Here is a 20,169-nt window from a genome sequence, read left to right as displayed (position 1 = left end):
AAACTCTTCAATTTAAGATTTTGTTCGGCTCAATGAATACTGAACATTACATAAAGTAATGTTTGAATTGACTGTGCTGAATCCGAAGATTCAATGGTCACTTCGTTTCATTGAAACCTAATTTGAAACCCCTCTTTATTTAGAGAAATTTCTAATTGGATTATCATCAACGAGTGCCCACACAGATTGATAGGTCTATATTGTTAAAGAGCTTGCTTTTCGATAAGTTTTCTCTCAAAGCGGAGGTGAATTCTAGCGATTTGGTTGTTAGTGTCAAACACTTTTTTCAACTAATTTTTCGTAGAAGCTTTTTACCTCTCCGACCCTGCTGAAGCCTTGTGGCGTCTGCCGTGTCGATGGATGCGCATTATAGGGAGAAGATTTTCTTTGGCAAGACTAAAAATACATTTTTTCTAAAAAAGCATGCCAAGTGGATACTTTCCATCCAACCTAAAAATTACCCCAAAATAACACTCAAGATTTCTACAGCTTACCCACAAAAATATGTGGATAACTACTCATCACTATCGAAGAAGTAAGAAATGCGTGAACGCGGATTAAGATACTCTTTGATTTTCTCCGGCAATTTAGACGGATGAACCGCGTTAACTATCTTTATATCCTTTGATGCAAGATCAATGATTGGCGCCTGCGTCCTTGGCACTGATGGGTCGTAAACCAATACATTTGGGAATAATAGATGCGATGCATTCACTGAGATAACCAAGCCCACCATATTATTGGAAAGCTGAACCACAGTGCCTGGAGGAAACACGCCCATAAACTTAATCAGGATATTCAGGTTTTCTTCTTTATATAGGTGCTTACAGTTCTTATATAAATGAGAGAGTGCGGTATAAGGAATTTTTTGCTCTGAGACTATAGGTGTATGACACAAGTTATCAAATGCGTTAGCTACAGCAATAATTTGAGCAAACTCGTTGATCTCATCTCCTTTCAGACCTTTGGGATAGCCAGACCCATCTCTTAGTTCATGGTGCTGTGCAATCACAACTCTCGCAACCTCGGGAAAACCTTCTATTTGACTCGCAAGGTCTACTCCATATTTGGTGTGCAACTTTAAGTAGTTAATTTCTGGTTCCGTCAGCGGTGCTTGCTTTCTTAATATTGCGGTAGGAATTTTTATTTTACCGATATCGTGGAATAGCGCTGAAAATGAAAGCTCTTTCAACTGCGCAGCTGAGTACCCGTTAGCACGGCCAATCATCATGGCGATAACAGCAACGTTCAACGAATGGAAATAAATATCTTCAAACTCATTTTTACCGTTCATCAGATGTAGAGTGACATTATCATCACACATTAACTTCTCGACGATATCTTCAATAAGAAGCTTTGCTTCATCAACGGCAGCTGTTGGACGATTGCGAATTTTCGTCATGACTGAGCGCATACGCGCAAGAGAGCGCTCAAACTCTTTTTCGCACTGAATAACGCGTCGACGATACGCACTTAACTTTTCTATGCGGTTTTGTTTTTCTTGCCAAAGTTTTTGAGTTTCATGATCTAGCGACGCTTCATTCGTTACTCTATCAGCTTGTATCTGGTCGACTGGAAGTGGTGCGGCATCACTTTGCTCTGGATTAAAGTAAACGAACTTTACACCGAGGTGACGGATCATCTCGACTTGTTCTTGATCTTTAATCTTAAAACTATTGAGTAGAAAAGGGTGATCGTTCCACTTTAGCGGAAGACGGATATGTAATCCGGGTTGAATACGATCGACCGTAAGTTTAATGGCTGCCACTTATTCACTACTGATTTACGTTGCCTAAGAGAGTTAGAATACTAGTAAATTTTGTGAATAAATTCATCAGTAAGTATCAAAACATCAGATGGTCATTTCTAATTACTCATTTAATGAGCAAAAGCAAGCTACTTTAAGGTTCGATCTGCTTTGCGTATTTTAAGCTGAGCCTCGAACGTTGGCTTATCTATTATTTCTTGACCTTTGACTAATCCCATTAATGTTTGTACCGCTACACGGGCCATATCACTGATAGGAAAGTGCACTGCCGACACTGTAGGATAAAGGCTTTCACAAAGGTCGACACTGTCAAAGCTAGTTAAAGAGATTTGCTCCGGTACTGAAATATTGTGCTCGTGTAAGTACTGCATTGCACCGACCGTCATTTCCTCACTGCAAGAAAAGACTGCAGTAACTTCAGGGTGTCGTTGTAAAATTGCAGCCATTGCATCATAACCACTTTGCCGACCATAATTCCCTTCTTCACACCAGCTTTCGTCAATATCGATACCTGCGTCCTTCATCGCATCAACGTACCCAAGCTTTCTTAATAAACTATTATGACGTTGGGATGGACCGGTAATACAGGCGATTTTTCTATGACCACCAGCTAAAAGATGCTCGACGGCAATACGGCTTGCATGATGATGATTAAAAGTAACGCAACGCTCTTCTATTCCTTCAACATAGCGATCCAGAAGAACGAAAGGCGTAGGCTGTTTTGCTAATTCACGTAAATCATCATCTGACAAATAACGACTATGGAGGACATAGCCATCACAACGCAGATCATTAAAACGCTGAATGGCTTCCTTTTCACCTTCTGCAGAATGATGTCCTTGAGCGGTAATCAGAAACTTTTTATGAATATCCAGCTCAGTCTGAACCTGCTCCATCATCTCTCCAAAGAAGCCCCCCGTATAGTAAGTCACCAATAAGCCAACCATATTACTGGATGAGGTTGCGAGTGAACGAGCAATCGCACTCGGGCGATAATTCAGTTGCGCCATAGCTTGCTCTACTTTTTTTCGAGTTTCTTCGCGAAACTTCCCCTCCCCATTAATGATTCGAGAAACGGTAGAGCGATTTACACCGGCGAGTTCGGCGACATCTTTAATCCTTGCCATAATGCTATTGGGTCCAACTGCAATTGTTATTAAATATCCGTTTGTGTAGAACGGCTGCCAGCAATTCGTAAGGTGCTTATAGGGGGGCGAAGCTGGCAGCCTTTAATCATACACCGACCATTTGATTGGTAGAAACGAGCTCAGAGTAATCCGTGACAGCTATACCATGTTGAGCTAACTGTTCTTTTAAAATGGGAGAGGTAAGAACTTGTAACTCTAGCTCTCGCTGAAGCGCATAACCACTCTTTAAAATCAGCGCTTGATCGGCCTCTGCCGGGTGGCACATCACCTCAACCAAATCATAGTCTGTCTTTAGACTCAATAAATGCGCCATCAAACCATCCAAACTTACTTTTTGATCGTAAAACTCATCAGTAAAGACATACCTTGTTGTCATCGATTCTTGACACAAGCCAGTGCCCCGCAGTGGCACTCGGTATTCACTCGCTACCTCTTTAATAACGGGCAAAATTTGAGGGTGAGTATGCGCGTGATGATGGCTATCTAAGTGGCTTAGCTCTAACCCAAGCGATAAAAAATGTTCCACCTGAGCTTTTGCTTCGTCATAAATGACCTGAGTTTCGAAGTCCTGCTTACCCCACAGTTCGTCGTATTTGATAAAATGCGCTCGACCGTTGGTCAAATTAGGGTGCCCAGTTAGAGGCACTCCCGCTGTAAACCTAAGATGAACGCCAATTCTCAAGTCTGGATTATGGCGAGCCAACTCTAAAGCATGTTTCTCAGCATCCATACCGACCATCATGGTGGTTGAATGAACAACACCTTGCTGATGAGCTTTTACGATGCCGTTATTTACACCTATCGTTAAACCAAAATCATCAGCATTAAAAATGACTTTCATTGGCGTGCTTCCTTAGTACTACAACGTCGTTAGTTTAAATTGAGGTAAATACGGAGCGTTCACCGCCAGAATATCATCCAGAATTGACTTGGCACGGCCAATGTCAGGCACCAATGGGTTGTTGGTTAGTGCCATGAGCGCTTTGTCATAATTACCTTCAACAGCAGCGTCTATTGTCAACTGTTCATATGCTTTGACTTGATAGAGTAGTCCTTTGATATTGTTTGACAGCTCACCAACCGCAAGAGGTTTCGCGCCCCAACTACCAATCACCGCGCTACACTCAATCACAGCATCGTCAGGGAGGCCGTTAATCGCTCCGTTATTTAAGACGTTAACAACATGAATACTATTACGATTGTTATAAATTGAATCAACCAAGTTTAGTGATGCATCTGAATAATAAGCCCCACCCCGCTCTTCTAACTCTTTCGGCTTATGATCGAGATTAGGATCTTGATAGAGCTTGAATAGCGCATTTTCTGTTTCCATTACCTGCTCAGCACGAGTGCCCTTTTCACCCGCGCTTTGTTTCTCTTCAGCGAGCATAGCATCGGTTTGATAGAAATAACGATGGTAAGGACATGGTATCGCCCCCAGCGCTTTTAGAAATGCGGGATCCCACGGTTCTTCCCAGATGTTCTTCATGCTGAAGTTAGCACCATCACCGACTTTCTCTAATACTGTTTGAGTAATATCTTCTCCATTGAGCCATGCTTTGTGCACCCAAACGAGATGGTTTAATCCGGCAAACTCAAGTTGTAGCTCTTTTGGCTCGCACTCCATCATTTCTGCGATCATCATTTCCATCGAAACCGGCACATTACATAAACCAATACTCTTTACTTTGGTGTACTTACTGACGGCTTCAGAGACCAAACCCGCAGGGTTGGTGAAGTTGAGCATCCATGCATTGGGTGCCAACTCTTCAATATCTTTACATATATCAAGAATAACCGGGATGGTTCGCAGTGCTTTAGCAAACCCACCAGGGCCTGTTGTTTCTTGGCCAATGACGTCGTATTTAATTGGAATTCGCTCGTCATTAGCACGAGCAGCAAGGCCACCCACACGGAACTGCGTCATCACAAAGTCCGCATCTTTTATCGCAGCACGACGATCAAAGTCTGCTTTTATCTCAATCTTTGCACCAGCTTTATCAACCATTCGCTGCGCTAGACCTTTGATAATCTCAAGCTTCTCAGCTCCTGACTCAATGTCCACAAAATGAATCTTCTTAACGGGTAAATATTCTAAGCGCTTAATAACCCCTTCAACCAATTCAGGGGTATAGCTACTACCACCGCCAATAATGGCAAGTTTGATCGCCTCTCTAGACATTTTTCTCCCCTTATTTGTTCGAGATTTTTTTGTTCAGTGCAACGATTTCTACAGCCATTTCTTGAGCCAAAATCGTGGTCATTAAGTGATCTTGAGCATGTACCATCACTAACGTCATCGGGACTTTCCCTTCCCCCTGATCTTCCTCAATCAACTGAGTCTGAATTAAGTGGGCTTTGTTAATGCACTCTCTTGCTTGAGAGAGCTTCTCCTCAGCCGCATCAAAATCTTGTTCTCTAGATAAACGCAACGCCTCGTAGCTCAAACTTCTGGCTTCGCCAGCATTACAGATGATCTCCATCACAACCAATTCTTGTTCCATCATTTTCTCTCCGAAAATCGGGCCGCGGTAATTGCGGCCCATTAAGCACCGTTAAGCAGTAACACCTTCGCCTGAAGGTTGCGCCTCATCTTTAGTTTCTTTCGTCGTTGGTAGTTCTTGCTCCAACATTTGCTTCTCAAACATTTTGAAGAATGGGAAGTAGATAATTAGATCAAGAATCAATAAACCAATGACGAGCAATACTGGCGCAAAGGTCCAACCGCTACCCCACGAAGCACCTATCAGTGCTGGTGTTGTCCAAGGCGTTGTAGCGACACCCATACCCACAAAGCCGACATGCACAGCAAAGTACGCAATCGTAGCGTTGATGACTGGAGCGAAGACGAACGGGATAAACAAGGTCGGGTTCATCACAACTGGGCTACCGAAGATCACAGGTTCATTGATTTGGAAGAAGCCAGGCACCGCACTCATTCGACCAATACTCTTAAGGTGAACAGAACGGCTAAATGACATCAGCATAACAAGAGCAAGTGTTGCACCAGAGCCACCGATAAAGATGTAAAAATCCCAGAAAGGCTGAGTAAATACGTTTGGAATCGGTTCACCTGCAACAAAGGCTTCGATGTTGGCACCAATGTTGGTCAAGAAAATTGGAGAAAGCAGCCCCACAACAATTGCAGCACCATGGATACCCGCAAACCAAAGTAGTTGGCAAAGCAATAGAGCGCCAATAATGGCAGGCAATGAGTTAGACGCACTAATTAAAGGCTTAAAGACAGCCATGACCGCATCTGGAATCAGCATGTCGTACTGGGTTTGCACGAAAAGGCTAAGTGGGTATAAGGTAATGAATATCGCTAAGACTGGTAACAGCACTTCAAATGATCGTGCAATCGCCGGTGGAACTTGCTCTGGCATGCGAATCGTAATGTTGTGCTTTTTCATAAAACGGTAGAGCTCTACCGAGAAGAATGCACACATCACTGCGGTGAAGATCCCGGTTCCTCCCATGTGTGACATAGACAGCGCGCCATCTTTAGCTGGGGCCGCGATGAGTAAAAAAGACATCAGCGACAATACAGCACTCGTGATCCCATCCATCTTGTAAGCCTTAGCTAAGCTATAAGCAACGCCGAGCGAAACAAAAATGGTCATGATCCCCATCGACATGTTGTAGGGCATCATTATGGTATCAAAATGTGTGGTGGCGAAATCGAGCCAAATTCGACCAAAAGTAAAGGTCGTGTCTTCGGCAAATGGTGGGAATGCAAAAATCAAAATGAAACTACCGACAATAATAAACGGCATTGCAACTATAAAACCGTCTCTCATTGCTCGAACATGGGGCTGATTCCCCACTTTTGCTGCTATAGGGGCTATATGCTTTTCGACTGCGCCTATAATTGCGTCATAAAGCTTCATAGAATCCATCCTTATTTTAGGCAAAAGAATCCCGCATCAAATATTTATATTTGATGTACAGTTATCTTTTTTTAATTTAAAACTATGGTTTAGTTAATTAATTCTAATGCTTGCTCTAGTACTTCTTCTCCCTTCATCATTCCATAATGCTGAGGAGAAATCGCATCAATGTTTTTACCATGCTCTTGCGCCGTTTTTCTTAGCTCTTCTAGCTGAAAACGTACTTGAGGCCCGAGAAGACAAACATCGTACTCTTTAATTGCATCTTCAAATGCATTCACTGACATCGCGTCAATTTTGCACTCAATTCCTTTATTTTCAGCAGCTTGCTCCATTTTTTTAACAAGCATACTGGTTGACATCCCTGCGCTACAGCATAAAAGGATCTTTTTCATAGCCTTACTCCCGTTGTGTAAATTTCAACCTGCAAAAACTGTAGCAAAAATAACCAAGACAAAAAAGCGCAACCGGTTGCATTATTCGTGAACACAATCCCAATTTAGAAAATACGACCTGTTTTTTAGTAATTATTTAGGTCTAGGATAAAAGTCAGGAAATAAATTAAGACACCACATTAGGTTTCAAATTATCAATATATTACTACTGACAACGTCGTTATTAATTTCTAAAAAGGAATAGAGAATGAAATTTAATAAATTGGCTATTGCAACGCTTGTAAGTGCCGCACTATCACAATACTCATTTGCTCAAACCGACTCTAAAGGCACCATTTATCTAACGTTTGATGATGGACCAATCAATGCATCTATTGACGTTATTCAAGTACTTAACCAAGAAGATATCAAAGCGACGTTTTACTTTAATGCTTGGCACTTAGACGGAATTGGTGATGAGAATGAAGACCGTTCGCTAGAAGCCTTAAAGCTCGCATTAGACACTGGTCATATTGTCGCGAACCATAGTTACGATCATATGGTTCATAACTGCGTTGATGAGTTTGGACCTAATAGCGCAGCAGAATGTAATGCTACCGGCGACCACCAGCTTAACTCGTACCAAGATCCTGTTTACGATGCCTCAATGTTTACGGAAAACTTATCTGTGTTAGAGAAGTATTTGCCTAACATTACAAGCTACCCGAATTATAAGGCAACAGAGTTTGCTAGACTGCCCTACACCAACGGCTGGCGCGTGACTAAAGACTTCAAAGCAGATGGATTATGTGCAACGTCTGATGACTTTAAACCTTGGGAACCAGGCTACGTTTGTAATATCAACGACCCATCAAACAGTGTGAAAGCCTCAATTGCGGTACAAAACATTCTGGCTAATAAAGGCTATCAAACACATGGTTGGGATGTAGATTGGGCACCTGAAAACTGGGGGATAGCAATGCCAGCCAACAGTCTAACAGAGGCAGAACCTTTCCTAGGTTACGTAGATGCAGCATTGAACAACTGTGCTCCTACCACCATCAACCCGATCAACTCAAAAGCACAAGAGTTTCCATGTGGTACACCACTCCACGCAGACAAGGTCATTATTCTAACGCATGAGTTTTTGTTTGAAGATGGTAAGCGAGGAATGGGTGCAACCAAGAATTTACCTAAATTAGCGGAATTTATCCGACTAGCAAAACAAGCTGGCTATGTATTCGATACGATGGATAACTACACACCAAACTGGCAAGTTGGTCATAGCTACAACGCTGGCGACTACGTCCTACATTTAGGCACCGTTTACCAAGCAGTGACCAGCCATAACGCACAGCAGGACTGGGCACCTTCCCCAACCTCTAGCCTTTGGACCAATGCTGATCCGGCAACAAATTGGGAAGTGAATGTTTCATATAAAGAGGGAGATGTTGTGACGTACTCTGGCAAACGTTATCTCGTCAATGTGCCACACGTATCTCAAGCCGATTGGACACCTGACTCACAGAACACCTTGTTCACAGCTCTATAAGCTGTTCCCTACTATTATCATGTAGTAGCTTGCGCGAGGTAATCCCTCGCGCTTTTTTATTTTTAGAAAAGTAAAAATGGAAAGCAGTAAAGAGTGGACTGACTGGGCCTGGCATTCCTGACGCCACGCTGGATTTGAATTCACAAACCCTATGTACAACAAAGCCCCGACTTACGTCGAGGCTTTATCATATGAATTATGGTACCGGTGGGCGGACTTGAACCGCCACGCCCGAGGGCAACGGATTTTGAATCCGTCGTGTATACCAATTTCACCACACCGGCATCTTTGGGCTATTGCCCTTTGATGATTGGCATTATACGGAAGCTTTTGACCTGCGCAAGCAGAAATACCTTAAATAACTATCGTTTGCTGATAATTTCGCCACAAAGTGTGACAAAGCTGTACTGATAAGAAACGTACACTCCATTTCCTACTACTGATCCAGATGAAAATGAGTATACGTAACTCTTTTTTAAACTCTATTCACTGTAATATCAGAAACATAACCATTCCCAATGCTCGACAAAGCCGTATGGAGCATCTCGGCAGCATCTTCCGCTTGCATGAAGTGACTCGTGTCCATCGTGTTGCCGCTTGTTTTCCAGAATTCCGTATCCATTCCACCAGGATAAACCGCGATAATTTTCATTGGCTTTCCTTTTAACTCCAAACGAACCGACTCGATGAATCCTTTGACAGCCCACTTCACAGCACAATACGTAGACTCTTGCGCTTTAGGCTGTTGCGCAGCAGTAGACATAACCATGACCACTTTTATCGATTGATCTTTGTAACGCTTTACTAACTCTCTTAATACATGAATGGCAGAATTCAGGTTATTATCAATCAGTTTTTGAATCTCTTCCGGCTCCTGCTCTTCCAGTTCGCCAAAATAACCACTTCCTGCACTATGAATGACCATTTCAGGCGGCTGTTTCATCCCATCAAATAGGTGTTTCACATCTTGATGCAGTGAGAGGTTGCAAGCTTGATAGCCGACGTTATGAGAGAGTTGTTTAGCTAATGCAGATAGTTTTTCTGTGTTTCTTCCTATGATATACGTCTCTTTGTCTTCCGCATCATAACGCTTTGCCAGCTCTGCCCCTAAACCGCTACTTGCACCTGTAATTACAATCATGGCTACCTCTTATCAATCACATACTTTTAATGCATCTATCAATTAAGGTAACAGAATCTTGGTAATTCACACCTCAAGAACACCATTCTTTGAAGTAAGCGGCTTTCTTACTCTCATGATGCATGAAATACCAAGTAGAACGAGGAAGATTTAACCTATGCTTAAGCAAGAATAACTTTCTGAATTTTCTATCGACTTTCGAGTAAGAGCCTAATAGGAGCATACGAATGACTGGGTCAAAATGGCAATGGTTACTGAAGCAAATGACGCGCAAACTGTGGGTTCGCACGTCACTTTATGCCTTACTTGCTGTCGCCACCGCCCTAATATCCATTGTTTTAAACCAGTTCATTACTCTGCCTCCTGCAATCAACGTCAGTAAGGATTTGCTTAACAACATATTAAATATCCTCGCGACTTCCATGCTTGCGGTGACCACATTCTCGCTCAATATAATGGTCTCAGCGTACAGTGCCGCTAGTGCAGGGGTAACGCCGCGAGCGACAAAACTGTTGATGGAAGACAGCACAACACAAAATGCTTTGGCGACCTTTCTTGGCTCTTTTCTATTTAGTTTGGTAGGCATTATCGCGCTAGGCATTGGCGCCTATCATCAACAAGCACAAATTTACCTATTCATCGTTACCATCGCCGTGATCGTGATGATCATACTCACCTTGCTACGTTGGATTCAGCACCTTTCCGTACTAGGGAGAGTCAGTGAAACTACCTCCTACGTGGAACAAGCTTTGTTAGATGCGATAAGAAAACGTGGTCGGGAACGCTGGCTAGGCGCTCACCCATGGAGCCATCCAGAACATAAACCCAGAGGAAGCAAGCCTATTTTCAGCCAAGAAATTGGCTACTTACAGCATGTTGATATGCATCATCTCGATAGTATTGCTGAAGCAAACCAATGCACCATCTATCTTGAACGACAACCAGGAAGTTTTGTGTATGTGAGTCAACCATTGGCTTGGGTTTGTGGAGCGTTGCCAGACGAAAACGAAATAACTGCGGCCTTCACGATTCGAACGGAGCGTTCCTATGATCAAGATCCTCGTTTTGGATTAGTCGTCATGGCGGAGATCGCCTCACGAGCTCTCTCCCCCGCCGTGAATGATAACGGTACCGCGATTGATGTTCTTGGGCGTTCTGTACGAGCCCTTTCATTGTGGGGAGAGTTACTCAGCGAACCTCCCACCAAGACTCGATACTCTAGGCTATTTGTGCCCGCATTAAGCTGCCAAGATTTATTTGATGATGTCTTTTTGCCAATCGCGCACGATGGTGCAGCGCAACTCCAAATACAGATTCGCCTACAAAAAGCCTTGCTGGCTCTTTCTAGTATGCACCCCAAGTTGTTTTTATCACCTGCAACCAAGCTATCAGAAAAAGCTTTAGAGCTCTCCTTGAGCCAGCATTATACTGAAGATGAGAAACACCAACTCTCTCATCTGTCTAATCTAGTTACAGACCAAAAAGCTAATGGTTAGGCAAGTAAAATTCAGTTGAAATAGGTTACCGAAAGGCCTTGTACATCGTGATATGTGTTCATAACACACAGCAGAAAAGTCACTTCGTTTATGCATAATTAAAGACTCTGTGCGTTAGGTCTCTTTTCTCTTGGTGAGGGAATCTATATTCTGACGCACAATTTTTAAGGTAAGTGATGGAATAATGACGACGTCTACAACTCTTCCACCTGCTGGTCTCTTTCGTCGACTTGCAGCGTTGATTTACGACACATTGATTATTATCGCAATTGAAATGATGGCCGCAGGTATTGTTATGGCCGTTGTATTTGCACTAAATGCAGCAGGGCTGTTGAGCTATGGCGAGTACGCAGATGCCGCTGATATGCTCGGAAAGCACCCTGTATTAAGCCCTCTATTTACACTGTATCTTGCGGTTGTGTGGATATACTTCTTTGTCTTCTTCTGGACGCGAGCAGGGCAAACACTTGGGATGCGCGCTTGGAAACTTCGAGTTCGCAATGCCAAAGACGGTGCGCCGATTACAGTCACTCAAGCCCTGATTCGCATTGCAACATCTGGCTTTGGTTTGGCAAACCTGACTGTGCCGATTGATCCCAAGAAACGTGGTTTCCACGACATTTGGGCAAAAACAGAGGTTGTTGTGTTGCCTAAGGCAAACTAACTTATCCGGGAATACAAAAAAGGAAGGCATAATGCCTTCCTTTTACATTTAGTCCGATGAAACATGGTTTATTCAGTGATACTTCAGCTACAGCTTTCTTCTCAGCAGCGCAATCGCAATGGCTAAGAACACCAGACTCGGAGCCAATGCACCAAACACTGGGGATATGCCATATACCAAGCTTAATGGGCCAAAGAACTCACTGGATATATAAAAAGTAAACCCGGCAACCACGCCCGACAATACCCTTGCCCCCATGGTCACACTTCTGAGTGGACCGAAAACAAACGATAGCGCCATCAACATCATCACGGCAATTGAAAGCGGCTGTGTCAACTTACGCCAAAACGCCAATTCATAGCGAGACGCATCTTGCTCAGATGCTTTCAGATAGGTCACGTAATCATACAAACCGCTCAGTGACAGTTCTTCAGGCTTTACCGTCACCACAGCTAGCTTATCTGGAGCCAATGACGTATGCCACTCCATCTGTTCAATGTCTTGCTTCGAAATCACGTTTTCATTTTTCATATCCGTGATTTGTACGTCGCGCATCAACCAGTTGTTATCTTGTTGATAGTCGACTTCTTCGGCGAAAATAACTTTTTGTAGATTCTTATCATCATCAAAACGCCACATATTTAAAGCATAAAGCTTGTCGTCTTCGACTTTACCTATAAAGATAAAGTCGTTTGCGTCACGAGCCCAAACTCCAGAACGAACTGAGACAATACTACCTCCCGATATCGCAAACGCACGTAAGTCACGCGCCATTTTTTGTGCTTCTGGAGCGCCCCATTGCCCTAACGTCATAACGATAAGCATAAGTGGCACTGCCGTTTTGAGCACGGATAACCCGATATCCAACTTTGAGAAACCAGCAGCTTGCATCACCACCAGCTCAGAGCTTGACGCCAACATACCCAAACCAATCAGGGCACCGAGTAATGCCGCCATTGGGAAGAACATTTCGATATCACGCGGCACACTGAGCAACACAAAGTACAACGCATGAGTGAGGTCATACACGCCTCGCCCTACTTTACGTAACTGTTCTACGTATTTGATGATGCCCGATAAGCCAACAAACGTCGCTAAAACCAAGGCAGTGGTAGAGATGATGGTTCTACCGATGTAAAGGTCTAAGATTTTGAACACAGCTTACGCGAGCCTCTTCTTACGGAATTTGTCTTTTATTCGTCGAGCAGCAACGCTGTCCATCATATTGGCCATGATTGCGACAATCAGTAACATCGCATTAATAGGCCACATGCCGATTGCCGCCGGAATGTCACCATCTTCTAATGCAGATTTTGTTGCACTGATCGCCAGGAAATACGCTAGATAAATAAGAATCGCGGGCCCCATTTTGGCAAATCGTCCCTGACGCGGATTCACCGCCGACAAAGGAATAACCAGCATCGTTAAGAGTGGAATACACACAAATAACGAAATTCGCCATTGCAGCTCTGCTTGCGCTTCTGGGTCTGGGTGTCCAATCAAATCAACCGTTGGGTACGCTTCCCAATCTCGCCCTTTCTTTTTGACCTCACGCTGGCCGATAACGCCTTCGTATTCATCGAATTTTGTGATCATATATTCAACGCGAGTAGGCACACCTTCATAACGCGTGCCTTCTTTCATGGTGATGACCTGACGGCCGTCCGACAGTTCTTTTACTTCACCAGAAGACGAGAACATCACACTCGGCAATACTGAATCTCTCGGGCGCATCTGCGCGACAAAAACGTTGCTCAATGTATTGTCTTTAATGTCATCAATGAACACAACCGATGAACCATCTGGCGTGCCTTGGAATTGCCCTTTCTTTAGCAAGTCAACGCTGTTTTCTGCCGCCACTTGTTCATAAAGTTGCTCTACACGGTCTTGAGACCACGGCGATAACCACAATGCATTGAAAGCCGCCACAGCAGAAGTAATCAGTGCTAAGTACAAGGCCGCTTGTACCAGGAATTTGTTACCAATACCTGTCGCGTTCATCACGACAATTTCGCTCTCTGCATACAGGCGACCAAACGTGATCAATATGCCGATATACAGACTCAAAGGCAGCATTAACAGACCCATTGCTGGCATGTTCAAACCAACAATCGAGAAAATCAATCCAGCAGGAATATCCCCATCAGAAGCATCAGCAAGAACACTTATGAATTTCTGGCTTACAAACACCAAAAAAAGTACGAAAAAAATCGCAAATTGGCTCTTGAGTGTTTCGCGGATCAAATATCTAACAATAATCACGCTGAAATTACCTATACAAAACTTGTTTTTTTGGTCGAATCACTATAGTTTCCCGTTGAACCATTTATTTTTTTAAAAATTATAAACTAGATGTTAGTCGCTTAATCAGCTCTGCATGTAAGCCTGGAGCTAAAATTCAACAAGTAAGCGATCATTATCTAACATTTAGAGCAATTTGTCTTCAGGATGTAGGAGTACGCATGGAGTTCAGTGTAAAAAGTGGCAGTCCAGAGAAACAACGTAGCGCATGTATCGTTGTTGGTGTGTTTGAACCACGTCGCCTTTCTCCAGTAGCCGAACAACTTGATAAAATCAGTGACGGTTACATCAGTTCACTACTTCGCCGTGGTGATCTAGAGGGTAAACCTGGTCAGATGCTGCTACTGCATCAAGTACCAGGTGTTTTGTCAGAGCGCGTTTTACTTGTCGGTTGCGGCAAAGAGCGTGAACTTGGCGAGCGCCAGTACAAGGAAATCATTCAAAAGACGATCAGCACACTTAACGAGACAGGCTCAATGGAAGCGGTATGTTTCCTAACTGAACTGCATGTTAAGGGTCGCGATACATACTGGAAAGTACGCCAGGCTGTAGAAGCGACTAAAGATGGTCTATACACATTTAATCAATTCAAGAGCGTTAAACCTGAGACTCGCCGCCCACTGCGCAAGCTTGTTTTCAACGTACCAACACGTCGTGAATTAAACTTGGGTGAAAAAGCAATCACTCATGGTCTCGCTATCGCATCTGGTGTCAAAGCCTCAAAAGACCTTGGCAACATGCCGCCAAACGTAGCTAATCCAGCTTACCTTGCTTCTCAAGCTCGTCGTCTAGCGGACGATTACGAAACCGTAACCACCAAAATCATTGGTGAGCAAGAGATGGAAAAACTGGGTATGACCTCTTACCTAGCAGTAGGTCGTGGTTCTAAAAACGAATCTATGATGTCTATCATCGAGTACAAAGGTAACCCTGACTCAGATGCAAAACCGATTGTGCTAGTAGGTAAAGGTCTAACCTTCGATTCAGGCGGTATCTCTCTAAAACCGGGCGAAGGTATGGATGAGATGAAGTACGACATGTGTGGTGCGGCATCGGTATTCGGTACAATGAAAGCGCTAGCGAAGCTAAACCTACCAATTAACGTTATTGGTGTTCTAGCAGGCTGTGAAAACATGCCTGGCAGCAATGCTTACCGTCCAGGTGACATCCTAACGACAATGTCTGGTCAAACTGTAGAAGTTCTGAACACGGATGCAGAAGGTCGTCTTGTTCTTTGTGACGCACTGACTTACGTAGAGCGTTTCGAACCAGACTGCGTGGTTGACGTTGCAACCCTAACTGGTGCTTGTGTTATCGCACTAGGTCACCACATCAGTGGCGTTATCTCTAACCACAACCCTCTTTCTCATGAGCTAGTTAACGCTTCAGAGCAAGCGAGTGACCGTGCATGGCGTCTACCAATGGCAGATGAGTACCACGAGCAGCTGAAGAGCCCGTTTGCGGATATGGCAAACATTGGTGGCCGCCCTGCTGGTACTATCACTGCGGGTTGCTTCTTATCTAAGTTCGCGAAGAAGTACAACTGGGCTCACGTCGATATCGCAGGTACTGCGTGGAAATCAGGCGCAGCGAAAGGCTCAACGGGCCGTCCTGTCTCAATGCTTGTCCAATTCCTTTTGAACCGCAGCGGCCAAGAGACAGAAGAGTAATTTCTGAACAAAATCTAAAAGGGCCGCAAGGCCCTTTTTTATTATCCTAATTTTCTAAAATGAAAATGGGATTTAAGATGGTCTTAGGAAGAGACCCAAGGCAAGTGAGAGAATGATGCAAACTGCAACCTTCTACATCATTAACGAAGAGAGCCCGCAAGCAACGGTGGCTGGCTTTGAAGAGTACATTGTGTTTTTGGCGCAGCACTTTGCCCGCCAAGGCGCTAAAGTGTATTTAAACTGCCAAGACAAACCACACGCCGAGCAGCTCGCTGAAGCCTTTTGGCAAGTTGATGCAGACAAGTTCATGGCACATAACCTAGTAGGCGAGGGACCGAAATACGCCACCAATATTGAGATCGGCCATAACGGTGTAAAGCCGTCTTGGAATCGTCAATTGGTAATTAATTTGGCGGAAAATGAGACAACCTTTGCGAACAAGTTTGCTCAAGTGGTAGACTTCGTGCCCTGCGAAGAAAAAGCTAAACAACTCGCAAGAGAAAGATATAAAATTTACCGTCAAGCAGGTTACCAGCTGCAAACGATCGAAATTCAATATCCTTAACGGTCAATCCTTATAGTTAAGGCGATCTTGTTAAGATCCCTCACTTATAAAGATTGACTAAGATTCAACCATCAACGTATCCATTAAAAGAGCGCTATGGAAAAGACATACAACCCAACTTCAATCGAACAAGCTCTGTATCAGACTTGGGAAGAGAAAGGCTACTTTAAGCCACACGGTGACACTACTAAAGAATCATACAGCATCATGATCCCGCCACCGAACGTCACTGGTAGCCTACACATGGGCCACGCGTTCCAAGATACGATCATGGATACGCTTATCCGTTGTGAACGTATGAAGGGTAAAAACACCCTTTGGCAAGTAGGTACTGACCACGCTGGTATCGCAACTCAGATGGTTGTTGAGCGTAAGATCGCTGCAGAAGAAGGCAAAACAAAACACGATTACGGTCGTGAAGCTTTCATCGACAAAATCTGGGAATGGAAAGGCGAATCTGGCGGCACTATCACTAAACAGCTTCGTCGTCTTGGCGCATCAGTAGACTGGGACCGTGAGCGCTTTACGATGGACGATGGTCTATCTAACGCCGTTCAAGAAGTTTTCGTACGTCTATACGAAGACGATCTAATCTACCGCGGTAAGCGTCTAGTTAACTGGGATCCAAAGCTACACACAGCGATCTCAGATCTAGAAGTAGAGAACAAAGACACTAAAGGCCACATGTGGCACTTCCGCTACCCACTAGCAGATGGTGCTAAAACAGCGGATGGCAAAGACTACATCGTTGTTGCAACGACTCGTCCAGAGACCATGCTAGGCGATACGGGTGTTGCAGTTAACCCAGAAGATCCACGTTACAAAGATCTTATCGGTAAAGAAATCATCCTTCCTATCGTTGATCGTCGCATCCCAATCGTGGGCGATGAGCACGCCGATATGGAAAAAGGTACTGGCTGTGTGAAAATCACACCTGCGCACGACTTCAACGACTACGAAGTTGGTAAGCGCCACCAGCTACCAATGATCAACATTCTGACTTTCGACGCGAACATCCGCGACGCAGCAGAAGTATTCAACACTAACGGCGAAGCAAGCGACGCTTACAGCACTGAGCTACCAGCTAAATACCACGGTATGGAGCGTTTTGCCGCGCGTAAAGCTATCGTTGCTGAATTCGACGAGCTAGGTCTACTTGAAGAAGTGAAAGATCACGATCTACAAGTTCCTTACGGCGACCGTGGTGGCGTGGTTATCGAACCAATGCTAACTGACCAATGGTACGTACGTACTGCGCCTCTAGCGAAAACAGCGGTTGAAGCAGTAGAAAACGGCGACATCCAATTCGTTCCTAAGCAATACGAAAACATGTACTTCTCTTGGATGCGTGACGTTCAAGACTGGTGTATCTCTCGTCAGCTATGGTGGGGTCACCGCATCCCAGCTTGGTACGACAACCAAGGTAATGTTTACGTAGGTCGCACTGAAGAAGAAGTTCGCAAGAACAACAACCTAGAGTCAGTAATTGAGCTGCACCAAGACGAAGACGTACTGGATACATGGTTCTCTTCTGCGCTATGGACGTTCGGTACTCAAGGTTGGCCAGAGCAAACTGACGATCTGAAAGTATTCCACCCTTCAGACGTTCTAGTAACTGGTTTCGACATCATCTTCTTCTGGGTTGCCCGCATGATCATGATGACCATGCACTTCGTGAAAGACGAAAATGGCAAGCCACAAGTACCATTTAAGACAGTTTACGTTACTGGTCTAATCCGTGATGAAAACGGCGACAAGATGTCGAAGTCAAAAGGTAACGTTCTTGACCCAATCGACATGATCGATGGTATCGACCTAGAGTCTCTAGTAGAGAAGCGTTGTGGCAACATGATGCAGCCTCAGCTAGCGAAGAAGATCGAGAAGAACACACGTAAGACGTTTGAAAACGGTATCGAAGCATACGGTACTGACGCACTACGTTTCACGCTTGCTGCAATGGCATCAACAGGTCGCGATATCAACTGGGATATGAAGCGTCTTGAAGGCTACCGTAACTTCTGTAACAAACTATGGAACGCAAGCCGTTACGTCATGATGAATACAGAAGAACAAGATTGTGGCTTCAACGGTGGTGAGATCGAGTACTCACTAGCGGACAAGTGGATCGAGTCTCAGTTTGAGCTCGCAGCGAAAGCGTTCAACAACCATATCGACAACTTCCGTCTAGATATGGCATCTAACACGCTTTACGAATTCATCTGGAACCAATTCTGTGACTGGTACCTAGAGCTAACTAAACCCGTTCTATGGAAAGGTACTGAAGCGCAACAGCGTGGTACTCGCCGTACACTAATCACGGTTCTTGAGAAGACTCTACGTCTAGCGCACCCAGTGATCCCTTACATCACAGAAACGATTTGGCAAAGCATCAAGCCATTAGTTGAAGGTGTCGAGGGCGAGACAATCATGCTACAAACTCTGCCTCAGTTTGACGAAGCGAACTTCCACCAAGAAGCGCTAGACGACATCGAATGGGTGAAAGCGTTCATCACTAGCATCCGCAACCTACGTGCTGAGTACGACATCAACCCAGGCAAGCCTCTAGACGTTATGCTGAAAGCAGCGAATGAGAAAGACGCCTCTCGTCTAGAAGCAAGCAAACAAGTATTGATGTCTCTAGCGAAGCTAGAAGCAGTACGCGTGCTTGAAGCTGGCGAAGAAACCCCAGCGTGTGCAACGGCACTGGTTGGTAAGTCTGAGCTGATGATCCCAATGGCGGGTTTGATCGACAAAGATGCAGAGCTTGCTCGTCTAGATGGCGAAATCAAGAAGACGCACGGCGAAATCAAGCGTATCGAAGGCAAACTGGGCAACGAAGGCTTTGTAGCGAAAGCACCTGAAGCGGTTGTTGCTAAAGAACGTGAGAAGCTTGAAGGCTACAAAGAGACACTAGCTAAGCTAGAAGAGCAGAAGACAACGATCGCTGCACTTTAAGCCTCAGTGAAAGAGAAGAACTAACACTTCTCACTTTGAATCCAAAGGTTGGCCATCATGGTCAACCTTTTTTGTATATCTTTCACCAAAAACCATCATCAATAGCTTTCCCCTATCGCAACAATACTCATCATCCATTAGCATTAATGAGAATTATTATCGATAATAAACTCATCGAAACAAACACGATTGAGTAATTATCATGAAAAAGACACTAACTTTCGCAGCACTGCATTTTACTATCGCATTTAGTGTCGCTTACGTACTCACAGGCGACATTTTAATTGGTAGTTTAATTGCCATGATTGAGCCTTCAGTGAACACCGTAGCCTTCTACTTTCATGAAAAGGCATGGACAAAAGTCCCAGCACTTAAAGCTCGTCAGTGGATGACCAAATTAAAAACCGCAAGCTTTGCGACCGTGCACTTCAGCGTCGCTTTTACCGTGGTTTACTTACTAACAGGTGATGCATTTGTCGGCGGCGTAATGGCGATGCTAGAGCCGAGTTTGAATACGGTGGCTTACTACTTCCACGAGAAAGTATGGATGCGTAAATCATCAGCAAAAACTCCAGCACCGCAGTTTTGTTTACATCACCACGCTTAAACATGGAGGCTCACTACGTCTCCTAACGAGCCAAATGA

At 44.3% G+C, this 20,169-nt stretch carries 17 protein-coding genes and 1 tRNA gene; 7 read left to right on the top strand and 11 right to left on the bottom strand.

Annotated features, from left to right (window positions below; translation table 11 throughout):
* Nucleotides 1-514: 514 nt before the first annotated feature.
* From FKN16_RS20600 to FKN16_RS20570, 7 genes are all read right to left on the bottom strand, one after another.
* Nucleotides 515-1,768 carry an HD-GYP domain-containing protein gene (locus FKN16_RS20600; protein WP_048626864.1) on the bottom strand — a complete coding sequence of 418 codons (1,254 nt, stop codon included), beginning with the start codon at nt 1,766-1,768 and terminating at the stop codon, nt 515-517.
* A gap of 128 nt (nt 1,769-1,896) precedes the next feature.
* On the bottom strand, nt 1,897-2,895 hold the full coding sequence (locus FKN16_RS20595) for a LacI family DNA-binding transcriptional regulator (protein WP_006742369.1): 999 nt from the start codon (nt 2,893-2,895) through the stop codon (nt 1,897-1,899).
* Between the two features lie 106 nt (nt 2,896-3,001).
* Nucleotides 3,002-3,757, bottom strand: a complete 756-nt coding sequence (chbG, locus tag FKN16_RS20590; RefSeq protein WP_170903465.1) for a chitin disaccharide deacetylase — start codon at nt 3,755-3,757, stop codon at nt 3,002-3,004.
* A gap of 18 nt (nt 3,758-3,775) precedes the next feature.
* Nucleotides 3,776-5,098: a 6-phospho-beta-glucosidase gene (locus tag FKN16_RS20585; protein WP_005397437.1), complete on the bottom strand. Its 1,323-nt coding sequence runs from the start codon at nt 5,096-5,098 to the stop codon at nt 3,776-3,778.
* A gap of 10 nt (nt 5,099-5,108) precedes the next feature.
* A complete protein-coding gene (locus FKN16_RS20580) occupies nt 5,109-5,420 on the bottom strand; it encodes a PTS lactose/cellobiose transporter subunit IIA (RefSeq protein WP_031780628.1) in 312 nt (103 codons plus the stop codon).
* Between the two features lie 51 nt (nt 5,421-5,471).
* Nucleotides 5,472-6,806 carry a PTS sugar transporter subunit IIC gene (locus FKN16_RS20575; protein ID WP_005397441.1) on the bottom strand — a complete coding sequence of 445 codons (1,335 nt, stop codon included), beginning with the start codon at nt 6,804-6,806 and terminating at the stop codon, nt 5,472-5,474.
* Nucleotides 6,807-6,895: 89 nt separating this feature from the next.
* Nucleotides 6,896-7,201: a PTS sugar transporter subunit IIB gene (locus FKN16_RS20570; protein WP_025767645.1), complete on the bottom strand. Its 306-nt coding sequence runs from the start codon at nt 7,199-7,201 to the stop codon at nt 6,896-6,898.
* Between the two features lie 247 nt (nt 7,202-7,448).
* Here FKN16_RS20570 and FKN16_RS20565 point away from each other — a divergent pair, with 247 nt between their 5' ends.
* Nucleotides 7,449-8,732, top strand: a complete 1,284-nt coding sequence (locus FKN16_RS20565) for a carbohydrate-binding protein (protein ID WP_046873617.1) — start codon at nt 7,449-7,451, stop codon at nt 8,730-8,732.
* A gap of 199 nt (nt 8,733-8,931) precedes the next feature.
* Here FKN16_RS20565 and FKN16_RS20560 read toward each other — a convergent pair.
* Nucleotides 8,932-9,016, bottom strand: a tRNA-Leu gene (locus tag FKN16_RS20560).
* A gap of 191 nt (nt 9,017-9,207) precedes the next feature.
* Nucleotides 9,208-9,873, bottom strand: coding sequence for an SDR family NAD(P)-dependent oxidoreductase (locus FKN16_RS20555; protein WP_170903464.1), 666 nt, complete (start codon nt 9,871-9,873; stop codon nt 9,208-9,210).
* A gap of 227 nt (nt 9,874-10,100) precedes the next feature.
* Between FKN16_RS20555 and FKN16_RS20550 the strand changes: the two genes are divergently transcribed.
* Together FKN16_RS20550 and FKN16_RS20545 are read left to right on the top strand one after the other, a co-directional pair.
* Nucleotides 10,101-11,369, top strand: coding sequence for a DUF2254 domain-containing protein (locus FKN16_RS20550; RefSeq protein ID WP_170903463.1), 1,269 nt, complete (start codon nt 10,101-10,103; stop codon nt 11,367-11,369).
* Nucleotides 11,370-11,553: 184 nt separating this feature from the next.
* Nucleotides 11,554-12,033: an RDD family protein gene (locus tag FKN16_RS20545; RefSeq protein WP_005397453.1), complete on the top strand. Its 480-nt coding sequence runs from the start codon at nt 11,554-11,556 to the stop codon at nt 12,031-12,033.
* Nucleotides 12,034-12,120: 87 nt separating this feature from the next.
* Here FKN16_RS20545 and lptG read toward each other — a convergent pair whose 3' ends face one another.
* Together lptG and lptF are read right to left on the bottom strand one after the other, a co-directional pair.
* Nucleotides 12,121-13,191, bottom strand: a complete 1,071-nt coding sequence (lptG, locus tag FKN16_RS20540; protein ID WP_046873614.1) for an LPS export ABC transporter permease LptG — start codon at nt 13,189-13,191, stop codon at nt 12,121-12,123.
* A 3-nt stretch (nt 13,192-13,194) separates the two neighbouring features.
* The gene (lptF, locus tag FKN16_RS20535; protein WP_006742363.1) at nt 13,195-14,295 is read right to left on the bottom strand and encodes an LPS export ABC transporter permease LptF; all 1,101 of its coding nucleotides are present in this window, start codon (nt 14,293-14,295) and stop codon (nt 13,195-13,197) included.
* A gap of 200 nt (nt 14,296-14,495) precedes the next feature.
* Here lptF and pepA point away from each other — a divergent pair, with 200 nt between their 5' ends.
* From pepA to FKN16_RS20515, 4 genes are all read left to right on the top strand, one after another.
* Nucleotides 14,496-16,004, top strand: coding sequence for a leucyl aminopeptidase (pepA, locus tag FKN16_RS20530; protein ID WP_005397459.1), 1,509 nt, complete (start codon nt 14,496-14,498; stop codon nt 16,002-16,004).
* Between the two features lie 115 nt (nt 16,005-16,119).
* The gene (locus tag FKN16_RS20525) at nt 16,120-16,569 is read left to right on the top strand and encodes a DNA polymerase III subunit chi (RefSeq protein WP_046873623.1); all 450 of its coding nucleotides are present in this window, start codon (nt 16,120-16,122) and stop codon (nt 16,567-16,569) included.
* 96 nt (nt 16,570-16,665) lie between these two features.
* Nucleotides 16,666-19,524 (top strand): valine--tRNA ligase, encoded by a 2,859-nt coding sequence (locus tag FKN16_RS20520; protein WP_170903462.1) that lies wholly within the window; start codon nt 16,666-16,668, stop codon nt 19,522-19,524.
* Nucleotides 19,525-19,726: 202 nt separating this feature from the next.
* Nucleotides 19,727-20,131, top strand: a complete 405-nt coding sequence (locus FKN16_RS20515; protein ID WP_170903461.1) for a DUF2061 domain-containing protein — start codon at nt 19,727-19,729, stop codon at nt 20,129-20,131.
* Nucleotides 20,132-20,169 lie beyond the last annotated feature (38 nt).

This window comes from Vibrio sp. 11-4(1) (assembly GCF_013048625.1).
In the GTDB taxonomy this organism is placed as follows: Bacteria; Pseudomonadota; Gammaproteobacteria; order Enterobacterales; family Vibrionaceae; genus Vibrio; species Vibrio diabolicus.
Note: the sequence above shows the minus strand (reverse complement) of the source record. Positions and strands in the feature narration are given on the sequence as shown.